17 protein-coding genes and 1 riboswitch are annotated in these 18608 nt (G+C 51.6%); of the genes, 1 reads left to right on the forward strand and 16 read right to left on the reverse strand.

Annotation, left to right across the window (positions count from 1 at the left end):
* Positions 1-97 precede the first annotated feature (97 nt).
* Positions 98-940, forward strand: coding sequence for an alpha/beta fold hydrolase (locus EIZ37_RS10425; RefSeq protein WP_134684532.1), 843 nt, complete (start codon positions 98-100; stop codon positions 938-940).
* A gap of 9 nt (positions 941-949) precedes the next feature.
* On the opposite strand, the gene EIZ37_RS10430 is transcribed toward EIZ37_RS10425, so the two are convergent.
* The 16 genes from EIZ37_RS10430 to EIZ37_RS10505 form a co-directional block, all read right to left on the reverse strand.
* Positions 950-1627 (reverse strand): uracil-DNA glycosylase, encoded by a 678-nt coding sequence (locus tag EIZ37_RS10430; protein ID WP_134684533.1) that lies wholly within the window; start codon positions 1625-1627, stop codon positions 950-952.
* 16 nt (positions 1628-1643) lie between these two features.
* Complete coding sequence (locus EIZ37_RS10435) at positions 1644-2489, reverse strand: energy-coupling factor transporter transmembrane component T (RefSeq protein ID WP_235827951.1); 846 nt, start codon at positions 2487-2489, stop codon at positions 1644-1646.
* Positions 2482-3294 (reverse strand): energy-coupling factor ABC transporter ATP-binding protein, encoded by an 813-nt coding sequence (locus EIZ37_RS10440; protein WP_134684534.1) that lies wholly within the window; start codon positions 3292-3294, stop codon positions 2482-2484. The genes EIZ37_RS10435 and EIZ37_RS10440 overlap by 8 nt, the downstream gene beginning before the upstream one ends.
* Complete coding sequence (locus EIZ37_RS10445; RefSeq protein WP_134684535.1) at positions 3291-4136, reverse strand: energy-coupling factor ABC transporter ATP-binding protein; 846 nt, start codon at positions 4134-4136, stop codon at positions 3291-3293. Before EIZ37_RS10445 ends, EIZ37_RS10440 begins: the two co-directional genes overlap by 4 nt.
* Positions 4136-4732, reverse strand: a complete 597-nt coding sequence (locus EIZ37_RS10450) for a QueT transporter family protein (protein WP_134684536.1) — start codon at positions 4730-4732, stop codon at positions 4136-4138. The genes EIZ37_RS10445 and EIZ37_RS10450 overlap by 1 nt, the downstream gene beginning before the upstream one ends.
* A gap of 130 nt (positions 4733-4862) precedes the next feature.
* On the reverse strand, positions 4863-5672 hold the full coding sequence (thiM, locus tag EIZ37_RS10455) for a hydroxyethylthiazole kinase (protein ID WP_134684537.1): 810 nt from the start codon (positions 5670-5672) through the stop codon (positions 4863-4865).
* Between the two features lie 800 nt (positions 5673-6472).
* A complete protein-coding gene (locus EIZ37_RS10460) occupies positions 6473-7477 on the reverse strand; it encodes a DUF3231 family protein (RefSeq protein ID WP_134684538.1) in 1005 nt (334 codons plus the stop codon).
* Positions 7478-7727: 250 nt separating this feature from the next.
* Complete coding sequence (locus EIZ37_RS10465) at positions 7728-8579, reverse strand: MetQ/NlpA family ABC transporter substrate-binding protein (RefSeq protein WP_134684539.1); 852 nt, start codon at positions 8577-8579, stop codon at positions 7728-7730.
* A gap of 36 nt (positions 8580-8615) precedes the next feature.
* Positions 8616-9284 (reverse strand): methionine ABC transporter permease, encoded by a 669-nt coding sequence (locus EIZ37_RS10470; RefSeq protein ID WP_134684540.1) that lies wholly within the window; start codon positions 9282-9284, stop codon positions 8616-8618.
* Positions 9268-10290 (reverse strand): methionine ABC transporter ATP-binding protein, encoded by a 1023-nt coding sequence (locus tag EIZ37_RS10475; protein ID WP_134684541.1) that lies wholly within the window; start codon positions 10288-10290, stop codon positions 9268-9270. The genes EIZ37_RS10470 and EIZ37_RS10475 overlap by 17 nt, the downstream gene beginning before the upstream one ends.
* Before the next feature lie 177 nt (positions 10291-10467).
* A riboswitch (SAM riboswitch) is annotated at positions 10468-10577 on the reverse strand.
* 88 nt (positions 10578-10665) lie between these two features.
* Positions 10666-11316, reverse strand: a complete 651-nt coding sequence (pyrE, locus tag EIZ37_RS10480; RefSeq protein WP_134684542.1) for an orotate phosphoribosyltransferase — start codon at positions 11314-11316, stop codon at positions 10666-10668.
* An 18-nt stretch (positions 11317-11334) separates the two neighbouring features.
* Positions 11335-12054, reverse strand: a complete 720-nt coding sequence (pyrF, locus tag EIZ37_RS10485; protein WP_134684543.1) for an orotidine-5'-phosphate decarboxylase — start codon at positions 12052-12054, stop codon at positions 11335-11337.
* A gap of 9 nt (positions 12055-12063) precedes the next feature.
* A complete protein-coding gene (carB, locus tag EIZ37_RS10490; protein ID WP_134684544.1) occupies positions 12064-15276 on the reverse strand; it encodes a carbamoyl-phosphate synthase large subunit in 3213 nt (1070 codons plus the stop codon).
* The gene (locus EIZ37_RS10495) at positions 15260-16357 is read right to left on the reverse strand and encodes a carbamoyl phosphate synthase small subunit (RefSeq protein WP_134684545.1); all 1098 of its coding nucleotides are present in this window, start codon (positions 16355-16357) and stop codon (positions 15260-15262) included. Before EIZ37_RS10495 ends, carB begins: the two co-directional genes overlap by 17 nt.
* Before the next feature lie 15 nt (positions 16358-16372).
* Positions 16373-17650, reverse strand: a complete 1278-nt coding sequence (locus EIZ37_RS10500; RefSeq protein WP_134684546.1) for a dihydroorotase — start codon at positions 17648-17650, stop codon at positions 16373-16375.
* Positions 17617-18555, reverse strand: coding sequence for an aspartate carbamoyltransferase catalytic subunit (locus tag EIZ37_RS10505; RefSeq protein WP_134684605.1), 939 nt, complete (start codon positions 18553-18555; stop codon positions 17617-17619). Before EIZ37_RS10505 ends, EIZ37_RS10500 begins: the two co-directional genes overlap by 34 nt.
* Between the last annotated feature and the right edge of the window lie 53 nt (positions 18556-18608).

The following is an 18608-nucleotide window of genomic DNA, read 5'->3' on the forward strand; positions in this document are numbered from 1 at the left end:
TGGGTGAGTCGTCAACAATATTTTTCCAATATTCTCTTGTTGGAACAGCAGGAGTCCTTTACAATCAGGGGAAAATATCTCCCCAAGGAGTCCAGCCATGACGTACAAGGAAAAACATTTTATCCACAAAGGGCACAAAACAGCTTATCTGGACGCCGGCTCAGCGGAGCGGCCGGTACTGCTGCTCCTGCATTCGATCCGAGGGACCAAATCGTTTTTTGATCTCATCCGCGATGCCTTTCTGCCTCATTATCGCGTGCTCATTCCGGATTTGCGCGGACACGGTGTATCAGACAAGGAAGCGCCCTTCACCTTTCAGCAGATCGCAGAGGACCTGCGTGAGCTGCTGCGCCATGAAAAGGTCCAAAAAGTTTCGATCATCGCTTCCTCATTCTCCTGTGTGCCTGCGCAGATGCTGGCTGCAGAAGAGCCTGCACTTATCCAAGCATTGATCCTACTGGATGGCGGGTTTTATTCATTGGGAAACCTGCCCGGCTTTGATTATCAGGCACAAGTCGAACGCTTCGCCAATACCCGCTTCCACAGTCTGGAGGAAGTACACCGGGCCTTTTCCCGTCATCATCCCGGCACTGTCCTCCCCGCTCACATAGCGGAAAGCGAAATGGTTTGGGATCCGGCTGGCTATTATCGGTACAAGCTGCCGGTGGAAGCACTCTCTGCTTACTTTCAAGATTACATGGCTTTTCAGCCGGAGCTGGTGCTCTCCAGCATACGCTGTCCCGTGCTGCTGCTCCATGCGGACGAAAAGCTCGCACCTACCGAGGAGCATCGCGCTTTTATCCGTTCCTCACTCCAAGCGTATCTGGGCCTTGCGCCTCAAGCGCGAGCCATTCGCATTGCTGGCGGCCGCCATCTCTTGATGCTCCAATCTCCGCTGGAAACCAGCAGGCTGAGCCTCAGCTTTTTGAGGAAGCTGTGAAAGCCCTTTTTACAAATTCGGAATCTGCCAATCAATCTCTTCGCGTCCGATCTTGCGCAAAAATTCGTTGGTCCGGGAGAATGGACGGCTTCCGAAAAAGCCGCGGTTGGCGGAAAACGGGCTGGGATGCGGGGAACGGATGATAAAATGATGGGGGGATGTGATCAGCTCCCCTTTTTCCTGCGCATGTTTTCCCCAGAGAATAAAGACGACAGGCTCCTCACGCTGATTGAGCTTTTCGATGACCCGATTGGTGAAAATCTCCCAGCCCTTACCTTTGTGCGAATTGGGCGTGCTCTCCTGCACGGTCAGTACGGTATTCAACAGGAGCACGCCCTGCTCCGCCCATTTTTGGAGATAGCCATGATTCGGAATCGAGCAGCCCAGATCAGCCTGCAGCTCCTTATAGATGTTTTGCAGCGAAGGAGGTACGGCGACACCCGGCTTTACGGAGAAGCTCAAGCCATGCGCCTGACCGCGGCCATGGTACGGATCTTGCCCGAGGATCACCACGCGGGTCTGCTCGTAGGGGGTCAAATGCAGGGCATTGAAAATGTCATACTTGTCCGGATAAATGACCCTTCGCTGATATTCTTCCGCTAGAAATTGTCGCAACTGTTGGTAATAAGGCTGGGCAAACTCCGCTTCCAACAGCGGTGCCCAGTCATTTTTCAAAATGGTTGTCATACCAGACTCTCCTCTATTAAATTCTGGATGGGAAAAGCACACCGAAGTGATTCGGAGAGATCCGCGCTGCATAAAAAAGCGAAATCACAATCAGAAAAACGAGCAACAGCAGGAGGATCTCCTTTTTGCCCCATTCCGGCATGCGATAGTATCGGTGTCGGGGATTGCGCATGGCAAATCCCTTGGCATCAAGCGCATTGGCGATCAACTGGACGCGCCGCAGCGAGGAAAAAATGAGCGGAGCCAGCAGCACCCCGTACTTCCGCATTTTTTCCCGGAGAGAACCTTGATCGATGCGGACTCCCCGGACCATTTGCGCTTCTCGTATCGTGGTCAAGTCCTGTTTGGCCAGCGGAATAAACCGAAAGATCAGCGCGAACAGAAAGCCGATCGAAAACGGAATGCCGATGCTTTTAAAGCCCATCGCCATCTGGCGCGGGGTTGTGACAAACAGGTAGTACATCGACAGCAAGGCCACATTGGCGATCCGCAGTCCCATCCCCAATCCCCACATGACCCCGATATCGGTAATTTGCAGCGGATAGCCGATCAAGGGCACCTCTCCCCGCCAATACGCCTCCCCGACGCTCGTAAAAGGCAGCCAGGATAGGGCGGTGAACAATCCGCCGACTCCCCCGACCAGCAAATACGTATTACGCACCATCCGCGGCCAACCGATGCTGCTCACCAGCAGCAGGTTGAGAGCAAGCAAAATGACAAGAATGCGCGGGTCCTGGAAAATAAACGGCAGAGCCCCCAGCAGCACAAAGAAAAGCAAGACAAATCCGGGATGAGCCTGTTGCCAAATCCGCGCCTGTCTTCCTGGTTGTGAACGGTCTGTCATCATGGATTCCCTATTCATCTGCAGCCAACCTTTCCTTCAGGGCCGCCAAGGTTAACGGGAACGGCGCCGCGAGTCCGATGCTTGCAGCAAAACGTGCGGCAGCCGGCGCTTCTACCTGGGCCAGCTCAAGTAAGTCCTGACGGGCAAAGACCTCCTGCGGCGTGCCGTCACACACGATTTCTCCCTGCGCCATGACGATGACGCGGCTGGCATATTCCGCGACCAGCTGCATGTCGTGGGTGACTACCAAAATGGTGTGTCCTTCTCCATGCAAGCCGGCGATCAGCCGCATCATCTCCTGCACCCCGCGATGATCCAGTCCGGTTGTCGGCTCATCCAGCACGATCCCTTTTGGCCGCATCGCGAGAATCGAGGCAACCGCTATCTTCTGGCGGGTTCCCTTGCCTACAAAAAACGGCTCTTCCTTACGCAGCTCCCATAAATCAACGGCCTGCAGCGCTTCCTTTACCCGTTCCTCAATCTCAGAGGCGGTCAGCCCAAGATTTTTCGGGCCAAAGGCGATCTCTTCCTCGATGGTCGAATGAAAGATTTGATGGTCGGGATTTTGGTAGCAGTAAGCCACACTCGGGGTAAGCGATGCTACATCGGTCTTCTTCGTATCGATTCCATCTATGAGAACGGTCCCAGCTGTCGGACGATAGAGCCCATTGCAATGCTTGGCCAATGTCGTTTTTCCTGAGCCATTCCCGCCGATCAGGGCGACGAATTCTCCTGGTGCGATCTGCAAATCGATCCCTTTGAGTATGGGCTTTTCTTCCGTATAGTGAAAATGCACATCTTCAAAACGAATAAACTCACTCATCGCTCCACCTCCACCTGTAAAGCGATCAATCGGTATGCTTGCTCCATCTCTTCTACACTCAATGGCACGTCAGCCACATTTCCACGAATCCTTCCCGTCCTGCAGAGCCACTGATAGAGCAAAATCATGTCAGGAACATGAATGCCATGGGCAGACAGCTCACCCGCCTGAGCAAAGAAGGCACGGGTAGGCAGGTCGTATAAAATGGTTCCTTCGCTGATCAACAGCATCCGGTCGCAAAACTGGGCAAGCTCTTCTGTCGCATGGGAAGCTACGACAATGGTCATCTCACTGTCCTGCTTGAGCCGCTTCAGCAAGGCAAACACTTCTCTCGTCCCTTTTGGGTCAAGCTCGGATGTTGGCTCATCCAGCAGCAATATCTTCGGCCTGGTAGCCAGAGCGGAGGCAATCGCTACCCGCTGTTTTTCTCCACCAGAGAGTTCAAGCGGGGAGCGTTCCGCGAATCCATCCAATCCCACAAGTTCCAATACTTCCTCGATCCGGCTCTCGATCTCGTCATCGTCCATGCCGCGAGCTTCCAGGGAAAAGGCGATCTCTTCTTCCACCGTAAGCCCGATAAACTGCGTTTCCGGGTCCTGGAATACAATCCCGATCTCCTCTGCTGCAGTCCTTTTTCCTGAGAAATCCCCGCCATAATTGGCAGGGATCAGATTGGCCATGGTCAACAGCAAAGTGGTTTTGCCTGCACCGGAGAGGCCGACGAGCCCCGTCACTTCTCCTGGCTGCAGCTGCAGTTGAATGTGATTCAGCGCTTGATACGATGAGCCTTCATATCTCCAGCTTACATCGGCAAGCGTAAGCAGCGCTTCACGTCCCACCATCAGTAGCCTCGCGGGATGGATTCATATCCGCTGGAAAGCGGGCGTCCGCGATACAAGCCAGAGCGCTTCACAGACGGATAGAGTAGTTTCAGCAGAATGGGGCCCAGAATCGCCGTAGAGATCGCCTGATTCAAGAATACGGTAGGCACAAAAGCGGACGCGATCGCCATCGGTGTAAAGCCGAGCGCCACATTAATCAAGATGGTGCATGCGACCACGACCGAAGCGATAATCACGACAAACAGGTAGTATTGCAGATAGCTTCGCTTGGTTTGCAGGGCGGGATGACTGACAGCTACATAGGCAATGAATCCGCCCATGAAGTTGGAGAACAACCCGGCCAGCAGCATATGCGGACTTGCGGTACCTTGCATCAAATCGCTGACCATGTTGCCCAGCCCGAGCCCGATGCAGCCAGGAAGCCCGAACAAAATGCCGAAAACCGGCTGCAAGGCATTCGCCGGACGAATCGGAACAGATGGAATCAACTTAATATTCGCCAATAGTATGAGAGCAACCGCATATAGGGCAGCCGTAACAACTATCAGTACAAAATCAATCGTCGTCCATTTGCGACGAAACAGAGAAGCAAACATGTGAACGTCCTCCTAAATAGGTAGAATTTATGAACAAACCCATGATCTATCTTACCCCTCCCCGGGTGGACTGGCAATGCAAAAACGAAAAAAGCGCTTATCCAGCTGCACTGGATAAACGCTGTATTTCCTAGCTTTTATGGATGCAGCCAAGCGACACGATGTGTTCGGGGGTCACACGGGCAAGCTGGTTCAAAAACGCAATCTGGAAGCTTCCCGGACCCTCTCCCGCGCATTGCCCGGCGGCAAGCTCCGCCGCTACTTCATAGCTGACAAGAGCCGAGGTGGCAGCCAGCATCGGATCTTTTTCCACTGCAGCGAATGCCCCGATGACAGATGTCAGCAAGCAGCCCGTTCCTGTCACTTTCGTCAGAAGCGGATGCCCATTGGATATCACATACGTGGTCTCTCCATCGGTGACCACATCGTTTTTCCCCGTGATCACGACCAGCGTATGCAGCTGCTTTGCGGCCGACTGTGCCAGCTCGACCACATCCCCGTTCCCTTCTCCTGCATCTACTCCCTTGATGGCCCACTCTTCGCCGACAACATTGGCAATCTCCGCGGCATTTCCCCGGATCACAGCCAGCTTGAGCTCCTTCGCGATTTTTTGCGCGGTCTGCGTCCGATAGGCGGTCGCTCCTGCTCCAACCGGATCAAAAATAACCGGAACACCGTGCGCATTGGCGGATTTCCCTGCGATGATCATGGCCTCAATCTCTGTTTCATTGAGCGTCCCGATGTTTAGGACCAGGGCTCCCGCGATTTTCGCCATATCCGCTACCTCTTCTTTGGCATACGCCATCACCGGAGAGGCTCCTAGGGCAAGAAGGCCGTTTGCGGTAAAATTCGTCACGACGACATTGGTGATATTATGGACGAGCGGATTGCTTGCTCGCACTGCAGCTAAGGTTTTCGCGATTTCCTGGACGGTAATCATATGGTCATCTCCTCTATGCTTGCTGTATCTACGAATGAAAAAAGCACTCTGCCAGAGCAGAGCGCTGCATTGATCCTATGCTACTCGCTTTCCTGCGCTGGCATTATCCAACAGGTTCCAACGGTCTATGACGGGATAGTCATACTCTCAGCCTGATTCCACAAGCTCCCGGATGTTCATTCATATGTTATAGTGTACGTCTTAAAAAAACTAGATACAAGTCTTACTTCGCCGAATTTTCAAGTCGCGCCCTTTCCTTCACTTCGGAAGAACCACTCGATCCGGTATGTTCGAAAGCCGACCGTATGGATTATAGCCGATGACGATCACTTTGTCCGAGTTCGCCACTAGGACATGGTAGTAAGAACCGGTAGCGTGTGCTGGACAATATAGCAAAGCGCTAACGAATCGCTAGCTCTTCGAGAAAAACTTCTTCTCATACAGATAGTAGCTAATCAGCAAAACAGAAATAATAGAAAGTTCAAACCAATGTGGTTCCACTTTTACATATAATTGCTCAAAAAAGAAAATAAACTTCTCCATGCGGCCCTCCTGGAAACGATTAGAAAATCGATAAAAGCTAGTACCAAGATTACACAATTTTTCTTGGAAAGTGAACATGCGGGAGGATGAGCAGCGCTCCGTCTCCAGACCGAGATAGAGAAACCAAACTTTTTGGCGGTTCATCGCAAAGAATGAAAGCATGTGGATCGTTAGTAAGTTCGAGACATTTACAATACTTGCAATTAAATCAAGCCCTCTTCAAATGTTCTACAAAGAGGGCTTTTGTCTACTAATCATTATTGTTTGACGGCAAGTTCTTTTCTATTTGGTGCAATTGGAGGTTGTTCTAGCCATTTATTTTTTATCATGAGATCAAACCAATTTTTTGTTACAGATAGGTCTTTGATAATTATTCTCTCATAATCAAGAATTAGATCAGACCGCATAGAACCTGCAAGTCCTAACCCGTGATAAGTCTGAGAAGTTAGATACAAAAATCCAGTGTGTTGCATGATAAGTTTATCTGAAAACGGTGAATCTGTAGAATCGGTTATTTCAGTTTCCCATGACATTGGTACGGGTAAATTATCATCTTTTAGTTTTTTACTTAGTATTTGAATGTGGCTATCTGCCGTCGTTGCTGCATCCGTTAGAAACTTTCTTATTTCCTGGGAACCAGCAATTTGACTAAATGCAATTCCTAGTGCCTTTGCCATAATACTTTTCTTTAGGTTAAGGGAAATATTCGCGATTTCTAAGGCTGAAAGAGGACGCTTATCACCCCAATAACCATCAAGATATTCTTTACTATTAATAAATTCAGGGCTTGAACGCGGGAAAAAATAGGGGTCTCTTTGAAAATGCCCCTTTTCCAGTAATAAATCAACGGTGCGGTTGAACATATTTTTTCCGTCCGTCAAGCAGGAATCAAAAAATTCCCTTAGATCTTTTCTAACTGAAGTGGTAAACGAAAATAGGTGGCCGTTTAACCCATGTATTGTCATGAGATACAAATAATCCAGACAAAAAAGATCTGAAAATAACCTTTTTGTATTGGGATTGATATCTGCATCTGTAAATCCGATGGGGAGTGGAAATCCATCATTACAAATAAATGTAGAAACCTGCTGCATTTGATTCTCAGTTATTTTTACTGCATCTTCAAAAATCGCTCTGATGGAAACATCCTCTATAGTGGATAGCATATATTTGTTCACACAATTTACCATAGTACCGTTTACGTATTGCCCCCACAAAGCTCCGATTTCCGGCGAAGTTAGTTTAATTTGCGTTTCGTTCATTTCTCCGTCACCTCTAAAAATTATAGTTTCCAATTAGATATGACTTATCCCATTAGTATTTGAAAAACTTATTGCTATTGTATGGCTGTTTTCGATTATGAGCCAATGATTCCCCCTTATAAAGAAAAAGAGGATGAGCAACACAGGAAGGGTGTATCCCTTTCTTTGTGTTATTCATCCAAATGATAAAAGATCTACCATTACATGTAATTAGTAGTCGACATTTCTTTTCTTTCAATTATCTTGCCATTTATTTACGATTTTTCATCCACTCTGGTTTGAAAAATCCTTTGAAATCTTTGTCGATCGCTGCTTCGAACTCTGGAGATTCTATAGCTTCCTTGATATCTTTCACGAATGGTTTTTCCAGATCGGCTGTTTTGACCGCGACCAGGTTGAGGAAATGCTCAGGCATCTCTTCCAGAGCCAGCGCACTGTTCAGATCCATTTTGGCAGCCAACGCGAAGTTACCTGGGACAAGCGCGAGATCTTGGTGTTCAACCGCGCGCGGCAGCTGGGCAGCTTCCACTGGCGTGATCACGAGATTTTTCTTGTTTTCCACGATGTCTTTTTCGGACACTTTCAGTGGATCTGCGTCTGGTTTTACGGTAATCAAGCCTTCATGCTGCAAAATTCCGAGCGCGCGAGCCAGGTTTGCCGGATCGTTTGGTAGCGCAACAGAAGCGCCATCGGCTACTTCATCGATGGATTTGAATTTGTTGGAGTAAATGCCCATCGGCCCCGTTGGTACGTTGATCACGGCGCTGAGCGGCAGATTTTTGTCAGCGGCGAATTTGTCCAGGTAGATTTTATGCTGGAACAGGTTCGCGTCGATAGAGCCTTCTGCCAGCGCCAGGTTAGGTTGTACATAGTCGCTGAATTCCGTCACTTTTACGGTGTAGCCTTTTTTCTCGAGGATCGGTGTGATTGCCTTAGTCACCATATCGCTGTATGGGCCGGCGGTAGCACCGAAGTTGATTTGTTTGGTATCCGCTGCTGCTCCATTTTGAGCAGGCGCTGAAGAGTCAGAGCTGCCGCAGCCGCTGGCAAATAGAGATGCTGTCAAAAGAAGTCCTGCGAGTACTTTCCATTGCTTTTTCATGATCGATGTTTCTCTCCTTTAGTCTCTGTTTTTTATTTAACGCTTGTCTAATTTTTTCGCCAGTCTGTCTCCGATCGCTTGGATCAATTGGACGATGACGATCAAGATGACAAGCGTGGTAAACATGATGGTGTTATCAAAACGATAGTAGCCAAAGCGAATCGCCAGGTCACCGATTCCCCCGCCGCCTACGATCCCCGCCATGGCCGAAAAACCAAGCAAGCTGATCGTAGTCACCGTCAGTCCAATGATCAAGCCGGACCGCGCTTCCACCAGGAGAACCTTGTAGATGATGTGCCAAAGGGTTGAGCCCATGGCGAGTGCTGCTTCGATCACGCCCCGGTTAATCTCCTTGAGGGATCCCTCTACCAGTCGTGCGTAGAACGGAATCGCAGCGACTGTCAGCGGAACGACGGCGGCTTTGGGTCCTACAATCGTTCCTGCTATCCAGCTGGTGAACGGGATCAGCGCGACGAGCAAGATGACGAACGGCGTGGAGCGAATCACGTTCACCACAAACCCGATGATGCGGTTCAGCCACGGTTTCTCGCCGAGCAAGTCATGCTGACTGGTGTAGAGCAGGATGCCGAGCGGGATTCCCAGCAAAGCCGATAAGAAGACCGAGATGCTGAGCATGTAGAAGGTTTCAAAAAAAGCCTTGTTGAGATCCGGGATGACTGCGATGATGTCATTGATGATTTGCATACGGGATCACCTCCGTTTCAGCCGTTTCCTGCTGCAGATACGCCAACGCCTTCAACCGCTCTTGCTGTTCACCTGTCAGCTCCAGGATGAACACGGCCAGTGGCCGCCCTTGGATGTACTCAATCTTCCCGTGCAAAATATTGGCTTGTACTTGGAAAGAACGAATCAGTTTCTCAAACATCGGTTTTTCCGCTTGCTCAGCCAGCAAGGAAATACGTACCAACTCACTCTCCGCTTTCGGTTCGAGCAGATGATCAGGCAGCTGCACATCAATCACCGTGCGCACAAATTGCTTGGTCAACTGCTGCCGCGGCTTGGCAAAGATTTGATACACATCGCCTTCTTCCAACACATGACCATTGGCCATAATGGCTACGCGATGGCAGATCTCTTTGACCACGTGCATTTCATGCGTAATGAGTACGATGGTCAAGCCCAGCTTTCGATTGATCTCGCGCAGCAACTCGAGGATCGAGCTGGTCGTCATCGGGTCAAGCGCAGACGTGGCTTCGTCGCAGAGCAGCACCTTCGGGGAATTGGCCAATGCCCGAGCAATGCCCACCCGCTGCTTTTGTCCCCCCGACAGCTCGGAAGGAAAAGCATTGGCTTTATCGCTTAGTCCCACAAGGTCCAAAAGTTCCTGAATCCGGGCTGCGATCTCCTCCTTGCCCTTTCCCGCCACTTCCATGGCGTAGGCGATATTGCCAGCCACCGTGCGATTAGCCATCAGGTTGAAATGCTGAAAGATCATCCCGATCGACTGTCGGACCTGACGCAGTTGGTCGCCAGAAAGTTTCGTCAAATCTGTCTGGTCGATCAGCACCTGCCCGCTCGTAGGTTTCTCCAGCATGTTCAAGCAACGCAAGAGAGAGCTTTTTCCAGCCCCGCTATATCCCACAATCCCGAAAATTTCACCGCGGTTAATCGTGAATGAGACGTCATGGACGGCGGTGATCGTCTTTCCCTTGGTATGATAAGTCTTGGTTAAATGTCGTAGTTCGATCATGGAATCACCCCTTCCGAATAATTTAGAAAAACTTGGGTACCTGCCAATTCTTTGGCGGAGCTTAGTTTTTCTTATGTCGATGGGAATTTTATAAATTCCTAACGACGAAAAAGCGCTCCTTCTATGAAATAAGAAGGAGCGCACCACTATTACATATGTAACAGAAATGAGAGTTCCTTCTTATCTTTCAGGATGTTCTCCTGTAGGAATTGGCACCTTCATCTGACGAATCAGAATGGGTTGCCGAGGTTTCATCGGGCCTGTCCCTCCACCTCTCTCGATAAGAAAAGAGAATATAGTCATATTCAATGTTTTTTCAAAAGGAATGAAACTATCGTAATGCTATTCATTCATGTTGTCAACCTCTTTTTGCAGTTACGCTTGATAAAAGGTTTGCGGTGCTTTCCGCCATTCGGACAGGAGCTGCTCTTTTGCCTCATCAATGATCCCCTGCTCGCGTGCCACACTTAATAAAGCTGTATAGTTGGACAAGGTGGAAAAAGAAACTCCTGCTCCCGCAAATAAATCCTCTGCGGTCTGGAATTGATAGCTGAAAATAGCTGCCACTCCCAGCACATTCCCGCCTTCCGCTTGAACAGCCTGTGCAGCCTTCAATGAGCTGCCCCCTGTAGATATCAAATCCTCGATGACTACTACCTTTTGTCCCTGATCAAGCTTTCCTTCAATCTGATTCTGCCGCCCGTGCGCTTTTGCCTTGTCACGTACATAGATCATCGGCAGGTTGAATAGTTCCGCTACCCATGCCGCATGCGGGATGCCTGCTGTAGCCGTTCCGGCGATCACCTCGACATCCGGATAGCGCTCGCGGATCATGTCGGCGAAGCTTTGGGCGATCAGCTTGCGCACAGCTGGATAGGACATGGTGATCCGATTATCGCAATAGATCGGTGACTTGATTCCGGACGTCCAGGTAAATGGTTCATCCGGTCTCAAATGGACCGCTCCTATCTCCAGCAATCGACTGGCGATTTGCTTTGCTGTATCAGTTATCCCCGCTTGACTCATCCTCGGTTCCCCCTTGTTCTATTTTCCAACAACCGCTTGCCATACCGCCAGAGGATCGCGTGCCGCTGTTACGGCTCGGCCGATCACGATATAGTCACTTCCCAGATCGAAAGCTTCCTTTGGTGTGGTGATGCGTGATTGGTCTCCCGCCTCCGCCCCTTTTGGCCGAATGCCCGGTGTAACGGTTAGAAAAGACCCGCCCGCCACCTTTTTGATCATCGGTACCTCCAGCGGAGAGGCAACGACGCCATCCAGTCCGGCTTCCTTGGTCAGCACGGCATACTGGAGCACTGCTTCCTCTACGGTACCCGGTATCCCGAGCTCCCGGTTCATGACTGTCTGACTCGTGCTGGTCAGCATCGTGACCCCGATCAGAAGGGGACGAGGGCTTCCCGCCGGCGTCCCTTCCTCCAATCCTTCCCGTGCCGCCGCCATCATGGCTTTGCCGCCTGCCGCATGCACATTGATCATGTCTACCCCTAACCGCGCTAGGCTTTTCATAGCCCCTTTCGCCGTGTTGGGAATATCGTGAGTCTTCATATCCAGAAAGATGCGAAGACCTTGTTCCTTCAGGCTATAGATGACTTCTGGACCAGCTGCGTAAAACAATTCCATGCCTACCTTGACATAGCGAATCTGCCCTTCAAGTTGAGACAGACATTGTTCCACTTCCCCAATCGTTTGAAAATCAAGCGCGAGTATGGTGCGTTCACGCAAATCGATCGATTGTCCTATCATTTGTGCCTCCTACGCCTGTACAGGGATTTTGGCAAACTGCTGTTGTGGCATCGCTTCGGTGGAGAACGTGATGGTTTCCAGTACATGCAAGAGCGCTTTTGCCGTATCAAGCGATGTGAGACATACCGCTCCGTTTTCTACCGCTTCCCTGCGGATACGGAAACCGTCGCGTTGCGGTGTTTTTCCTTTGGTCAACGTATTGAGCACCAGATTGACTTCTCCGGAGTGAATCGCATCAAGCAGATTCGGCGTACCCTCCCATAGCTTTTGCACCCGGGTGACCTGGAATCCGGCTTGCTCCAAATAATCGGCGGTACCCGCTGTCGCCATCAATTTATAGCCGATGCTGTGGAAGCGTTTGACGATTTCGAGAGCTTCCTGTTTATCTTTATCCGCTACGGTAACCAGCAAGGTGCCGTGTGTCTTGATGTTCATGCCGGCTGCCACCAGCCCTTTGTACAATGCTTTTGCCAGCGTACGCTCCCGTCCCATGACTTCACCTGTCGATTTCATCTCTGGTCCGAGCGTGATGTCTACCCGGCGCAGCTTGGTAAAGGAGAACACCGGTACCTTGACGGAGACCATCTCTTCCTCCGGATGATAGCCTGTAGCATAGCCTTGTTCTGGTATGGAATGCCCCAGAATGGCTTTTGTCGCGATGTTTGCCATCGGGATGCCTGTCACCTTGGAAAGGAATGGCACCGTACGGGATGAACGTGGGTTTACTTCGATCACGTAAGGGCGGTTTTTGTAAATCACGAACTGGATGTTCAAGAGCCCTTTGATTTGCAGCGCTTTTGCCAGCTTCGTGGTCATTTCGATGAGCTCTTCCTTGATTTCCACGGACAGCGATTGCGGCGGATAGACCGCGATGGAGTCACCGGAGTGCACCCCTGCCCGCTCGATATGCTCCATGATGCCAGGAATCAGGACGTTTTCTCCGTCGCAAATGGCGTCTACCTCAGCCTCGATGCCCAGCATGTAGCGGTCGATCAGTACCGGATGCTCTGGATTCACTTTTACTGCCTGTTCCATGTAGGACACCAGTTCCTGCTCGTTATAGACGATTTCCATCGCACGACCACCCAATACATAAGATGGACGAACCAGCACTGGGAAGCCCAAGCCTTCTGCTGCTGCAATTGCTCCTTCCACCGACGTAACGGTTTTTCCCGGTGGTTGGGCCAAATCCAGCTCGCGCAGCAACGCTTCGAATTTTTCGCGATTCTCTGCGGCATCGATATTTTCCAGGCTGGTACCCAGGATCTTGATCCCGCGTTTTGCTAATTTATCCGCAAGATTAATCGCTGTCTGTCCGCCGAACTGTACGATAACACCTTCTGGCTGCTCCTTGTCGAGAATATTCATCACATCCTCGATATAGAGCGGTTCGAAGTAAAGGCGATCTGACGTATTGAAATCGGTAGAAACGGTTTCCGGATTATTATTGATAATCACAGCTTCGTAGCCAGCTTCTCGCAATGCCCACACCGCGTGTACAGTCGCGTAGTCGAACTCGATCCCCTGTCCGATCCGAATCGGCCCGGAGCCCAGCACCACGACACGTTTTTTCCCTGTCTCGATGCGCTCATCTTCCTGCTCGTAGCTGGAGTAGTAGTATGGCGTTTGCGCTTCAAACTCCGCCGCGCACGTATCCACCATTTTATAGACGGGAACCATTCCCTTGCCGATGCGCAGGCTGCGGACTTCCTCCTCTGCCTTGCCAGTCAGCTCCGCGATTTTCCGGTCGGTAAAGCCAAGTCGCTTTGCTTGATAAAGTGTTTCTTCCGTCAGACCAAAGTCAGCGAGCATGCGCTCTTGATCAATTAGCTTCGCCAGCTTGTTCAGGAAAAACAGATCGATCTTGGTCAGATCATGCAGCTCCTCGATGGTTATACCGCGGCGCATGGCTTCGGCCAACAGGAAGATCCGTTCATCATCGGCCGCCACAATTCGCTGCTGCAGCACATCTGTCGGGATCTGAGCGGCTTCCGGCAGCTCCAGATGGTAGGCTCCCACTTCCAGCGATCGGATCGCTTTCATGATCGATTCTTCAAATGTGCGTCCGATCGCCATCACCTCGCCCGTTGCTTTCATCTGGGTGCCCAGACGACGGTTGGCAGACTGGAATTTATCGAATGGCCAGCGTGGAATTTTGCTCACCACGTAGTCGAGGGTTGGCTCGAAGCAAGCGTAGGTTTGCCCGGTCACCGGGTTCTTCAATTCGTCCAAGGTATAGCCAATCGCAATCTTTGCCGCCATTTTCGCAATCGGATAGCCGGTTGCTTTGGAAGCGAGCGCCGAGGAACGGCTCACGCGTGGATTTACCTCGATCACATAGTATTGGAAGCTGTGCGGGTCGAGCGCGTATTGCACGTTGCAGCCGCCCTCGATGCCCAGCGCACGGATGATGTTCAGCGCGGAAGAACGCAGCATCTGATACTCGCGGTCAGACAGCGTCTGGCTCGGCGCGACGACGATGCTGTCCCCGGTATGCACGCCGACCGGATCGATATTTTCCATATTGCAGACCACGATGCAGTTGTCATTCGCATCGCGCATAACCTCATATTCTACTTCCTTCATCCCGGCGATGCTCTTCTCGATCAAGCACTGGGTAATCGGCGAATATTTCAGACCGGATGCTACGATTTCACGCAGGCTGGCTTCATCGTCACAAATCCCGCCGCCTGTTCCACCCAGCGTGTAGGCAGGGCGTACAATGATCGGATAGCCGATTTCATTTGCAAAAGTAACGGCTTCCTCCACGGTGCTGACAATCGTAGAATCCGGAACCGGTTCACCCAGCTCCTTCATCAAGGCGCGGAACAGCTCACGGTCTTCCGCCTGCTTGATCGAGGAGAGCTTGGTTCCCAGCAGCTTCACATTCTCCGCTTCCAGGACACCTGCTTCTGCCAAGGCTACCGCCATATTCAATCCGGTCTGTCCACCGAGAGTAGGCAAAAGTCCGTCTGGTTTTTCCTGGCGAATGACACGTGTCACAAACTCTGGCGTGATCGGCTCAATATATACCTTGTCCGCCATATTGGTGTCGGTCATGATCGTCGCTGGGTTGGAGTTGATCAGGACAACCTCCATGCCTTCTTCCTTCAATGCTTGGCAAGCCTGGGTTCCCGCGTAGTCGAATTCGGCAGCCTGCCCGATCACGATTGGACCGGAGCCGATCACCAGGATTTTTTTCAGGTTAGCGTGTTTTGGCATAGCTTTTCTCCTCCTTGGTGCTTACGATCATGTCGAGAAATTGGTCAAACAAGTAGCCGGAATCATATGGTCCTGGTGCTGCTTCAGGGTGATACTGTACGGAAAATGCTTGTTTCTTCACATCGCGCAAGCCTTCAATCGTGCCGTCATTCAGCGCCAGATGGGTCACTTCCAGACCAGTGCCTGCGATCGAATCTTCCTTCACCGCATAGCCGTGATTTTGCGAGGTGATGTAGGTGCGTCCGGTCGTCAGCTCTTTGACCGGATGGTTGCCGCCGCGATGGCCGAATTTCAGTTTTTCTGTATCCGCTCCGGAAGCCAGTGCGAACAACTGATGGCCGAGACAGATGCCGAACAAGGGATATTCTCCAAGGATTTGAGCAATCGTCTGAATGGACTGCGGTACGTCTTTCGGGTCGCCAGGTCCATTCGAAAGCAGGATGCCATCCGGCTGCAGGCGGCGAATTTCTTCTGCCGTCACGTTGTACGGGACAACCACTACATCGCAGCCGCGTTTGGTCAGCTCGCGCAAAATGCCGTGCTTGGAACCATAATCCACAAGCACCACACGATGGCCCGTGCCCGGCGCACTAAATACACTCTTGGTGGATACACGGGAGACTTGATCGGTCATTAACGTTGCTTGCTGCAAGGAGGCGACTAACTCTTCCAGCGGGGCGTCGCTGGTCGTAATCATCCCTTTGAGTGTTCCGAAGTGGCGGATTTTACGTGTCAGCATCCGTGTGTCCACACCGGAGATTCCCGGGATCTCATACGCCTTCAGCAGTTCGTCGAGCGTGCTGGTGCTGCGCCAGTTGCTTGGCAGATCGCAGTGCTCCCGGACCACAAACCCGTGGATGAATGGGCGGACCGCTTCAAAATCGTCACGATTGATCCCGTAGTTGCCGATCAGCGGATAGGTCATCGTCACAATTTGCCCGCAGTAGGACGGATCAGACAATACCTCCTGATACCCCGTCAATCCGGTGTTAAACACCACTTCTCCCAGGCTTTCCGTCACAGCCCCAAAAGCAGTGCCGATGCACTCCGTACCATCTTCCAGAATCAGTCTCGCTTTCATTGCAGTTCCCCCTCGTTATCCTTGATATACTATCTTTCCTGCTGTCATTGTCAGTGTCGGCCAGCCTTTGCAGCGCCATCCAGCAAATGGTGTGTTTTTCCCTTTGCTGGCGAATGCGGCTGGATCGATCTCTTTTTCTTCATCCAGATCAATCACCGTCAGATCTGCAGGTGCGCCTTCCTCCAGGCGTCCATATGGCAGCCCGAAGATTTCAGCAGGTTTTCTCGTCATTTTCTCAACCAGTTCAACCAGTGTGAGCTCGCCAGTCAGCACCAGATGCGTGTAGAGCAACGGAAAAGCGGTCTCCAGACCAACGATGCCAAATGGCGCTCGCGCAAGCCCGTTTGCCTTTTCCTCAGCCGTGTGCGGAGCATGGTCTGTCGCAATGATGTCGATCGTGCCGTCTTTCAGTCCCGCAATCAGTGCAGCCCGATCCTCCCGGGAGCGCAGCGGCGGGTTCATCTTCCAGTTTGCATCCAAGCTATCCGGAATATCTTCCTCACACAGAAGCAGATGATGTGGCGTTACCTCTGTCGTGACGTTCACCCCTGCCCGTTTCCCGTCGCGCACCAAGCGCACCGATTCCTTCGCGCTGATATGGCACACGTGGTAATGAACCCCTGTCTGCTCTGCCAGCAAAATATCGCGTCCGACATGGATGGACTCCGATTCGGAAGGGATCCCTGGCAAACCATGGCGGGCTGCCACCACGCCATCGTGCAGGGCGCTGCCCGGGATCAGCAGGTCGTCATCCTCGCAGTGCGCCACGACGGACAATCCCAATTCCTGTGCGCGTTTCATCGCTTGCTTCATCATCTGGCTGGACTGGACGCCAACCCCGTCATCTGTTAGCGCGAAAATGCCCGCTTCTTTCAAGGCCGCAAAGTCTGTCAGCTCTTTTCCCAGCTGACGCACGGTGATGGCGCCATACGGGATGACACGGGCAAGCCCCGCTTCTTTTGCTTTTTGCAAAATGTACGTCACCGTCTCTACCGAATCGATGGAGGGTCTTGTATTTGGCATGCAGGCGATGGTCGTGAAGCCGCCACGTACGGCTGCTGCCGCTCCAGTCGCGATCGTTTCCTTCGCTTCAAAGCCCGGCTCGCGCAGATGCACGTGTACATCGACAAAGCCTGCCGAGAGGAATTTGCCTTGCAGATCGATAACCTCGTGGCCGGTATGGTCCAGCTGATCCGCTATGCGGGAAATCGTACCCTCTTCAATCAAAATTTCTTTTGTCTCCAAGCTACCTGCTTGGTTCAGAAGCTTGCCATTTGTAAGGATGATGCCCATTTACTCTCGCCTCCGGTCATTAAAGTTTCCAATACAGCCATGCGTACTGGCACGCCGTTGCTCATTTGGGTAAAGATCAGGGATTGCTCGGCTTCCACCAGATTCGTGTCAATTTCCACGCCTCGGTTGATCGGAGCCGGATGCATGATCACCGCTCCTTTTTTCATCCGCTGGGCCCGCTCTAGCGTCAGGCCATAGGCTTGATGGTACAGCTCTTTTGTATCGAACAGGGCATGCTCATGACGTTCCAGCTGTACGCGCAGCATCATCACCACATCCGCGGTTTCGATCGCTTCCTCGATGTCGACCGTTTTTACGCCAGCAGGCACTTCTTCCTTGGCCCGCATCATGCTCGGAGGTCCGGAAAGAATCAGCTCCGCCCCCAGCTTAGGCAGCGCATGCAGGTGAGAACCCAGCACACGGCTGTGGCGCAGGTCACCGATTATCGCAACCTTCAGCCCGGCAATCTTGCCAAAATAGCGTTTCATCGTAAGCAGATCGAGCAGACACTGGGTCGGATGCTCATTCGTGCCATCCCCCGCATTGATTAGCCGCAGCTGGACTTGACCGGCCAGATCCTGCAGCAATTGATTTTCTTTCGTACGTATCACAGCTGCTTCGACACCCATCGATTCTAACGTCCGCAGCGTATCGTAGACTGTTTCCCCTTTTGTTGTGGAAGAGGTTTCCGCTGTAAAGTTCAGCACGTGAGCCCCCAGCCGTTTTTCCGCGACTTCGAAGGAAAAGCGCGTCCGCGTGCTCGGCTCCAAAAACAGATTGGCTACAAATCTGCCGTTCAGAATATCCGTCTGTTCACCCGGGCGCTCTGCCCATGCGTTCGCTCGGTCTAACAGCGCTTCGATCTGTGGTTTCTCCAGTTCTTTCATGCCGATCAGGTGGTTCATGCTCACGGCGAATCCCTCCGTATACATTTTTGGATAGAAAAAGCTTCTTGTCT

It is taken from the genome of Brevibacillus migulae, assembly GCF_004521915.1.
GTDB lineage: Bacteria > Bacillota > Bacilli > Brevibacillales > Brevibacillaceae > Brevibacillus_F > Brevibacillus_F migulae.

Bases quoted from the DNA above. Each gene is read 5' to 3' on its own strand.
- EIZ37_RS10425 (WP_134684532.1), top strand. From the start codon at position 98: ATGACGTACAAGGAAAAACATTTTATCCACAAAGGGCACAAAACAGCT.
- EIZ37_RS10430 (WP_134684533.1), bottom strand. From the start codon at position 1,627: ATGACAACCATTTTGAAAAATGACTGGGCACCGCTGTTGGAAGCGGAG.
- EIZ37_RS10435 (WP_235827951.1), bottom strand. From the start codon at position 2,489: ATGAATAGGGAATCCATGATGACAGACCGTTCACAACCAGGAAGACAG.
- EIZ37_RS10440 (WP_134684534.1), bottom strand. From the start codon at position 3,294: ATGAGTGAGTTTATTCGTTTTGAAGATGTGCATTTTCACTATACGGAA.
- EIZ37_RS10445 (WP_134684535.1), bottom strand. From the start codon at position 4,136: ATGGTGGGACGTGAAGCGCTGCTTACGCTTGCCGATGTAAGCTGGAGA.
- EIZ37_RS10450 (WP_134684536.1), bottom strand. From the start codon at position 4,732: ATGTTTGCTTCTCTGTTTCGTCGCAAATGGACGACGATTGATTTTGTA.
- thiM (WP_134684537.1), bottom strand. From the start codon at position 5,672: ATGATTACCGTCCAGGAAATCGCGAAAACCTTAGCTGCAGTGCGAGCA.
- EIZ37_RS10460 (WP_134684538.1), bottom strand. From the start codon at position 7,477: ATGAACGAAACGCAAATTAAACTAACTTCGCCGGAAATCGGAGCTTTG.
- EIZ37_RS10465 (WP_134684539.1), bottom strand. From the start codon at position 8,579: ATGAAAAAGCAATGGAAAGTACTCGCAGGACTTCTTTTGACAGCATCT.
- EIZ37_RS10470 (WP_134684540.1), bottom strand. From the start codon at position 9,284: ATGCAAATCATCAATGACATCATCGCAGTCATCCCGGATCTCAACAAG.
- EIZ37_RS10475 (WP_134684541.1), bottom strand. From the start codon at position 10,290: ATGATCGAACTACGACATTTAACCAAGACTTATCATACCAAGGGAAAG.
- pyrE (WP_134684542.1), bottom strand. From the start codon at position 11,316: ATGAGTCAAGCGGGGATAACTGATACAGCAAAGCAAATCGCCAGTCGA.
- pyrF (WP_134684543.1), bottom strand. From the start codon at position 12,054: ATGATAGGACAATCGATCGATTTGCGTGAACGCACCATACTCGCGCTT.
- carB (WP_134684544.1), bottom strand. From the start codon at position 15,276: ATGCCAAAACACGCTAACCTGAAAAAAATCCTGGTGATCGGCTCCGGT.
- EIZ37_RS10495 (WP_134684545.1), bottom strand. From the start codon at position 16,357: ATGAAAGCGAGACTGATTCTGGAAGATGGTACGGAGTGCATCGGCACT.
- EIZ37_RS10500 (WP_134684546.1), bottom strand. From the start codon at position 17,650: ATGGGCATCATCCTTACAAATGGCAAGCTTCTGAACCAAGCAGGTAGC.
- EIZ37_RS10505 (WP_134684605.1), bottom strand. From the start codon at position 18,555: ATGAACCACCTGATCGGCATGAAAGAACTGGAGAAACCACAGATCGAA.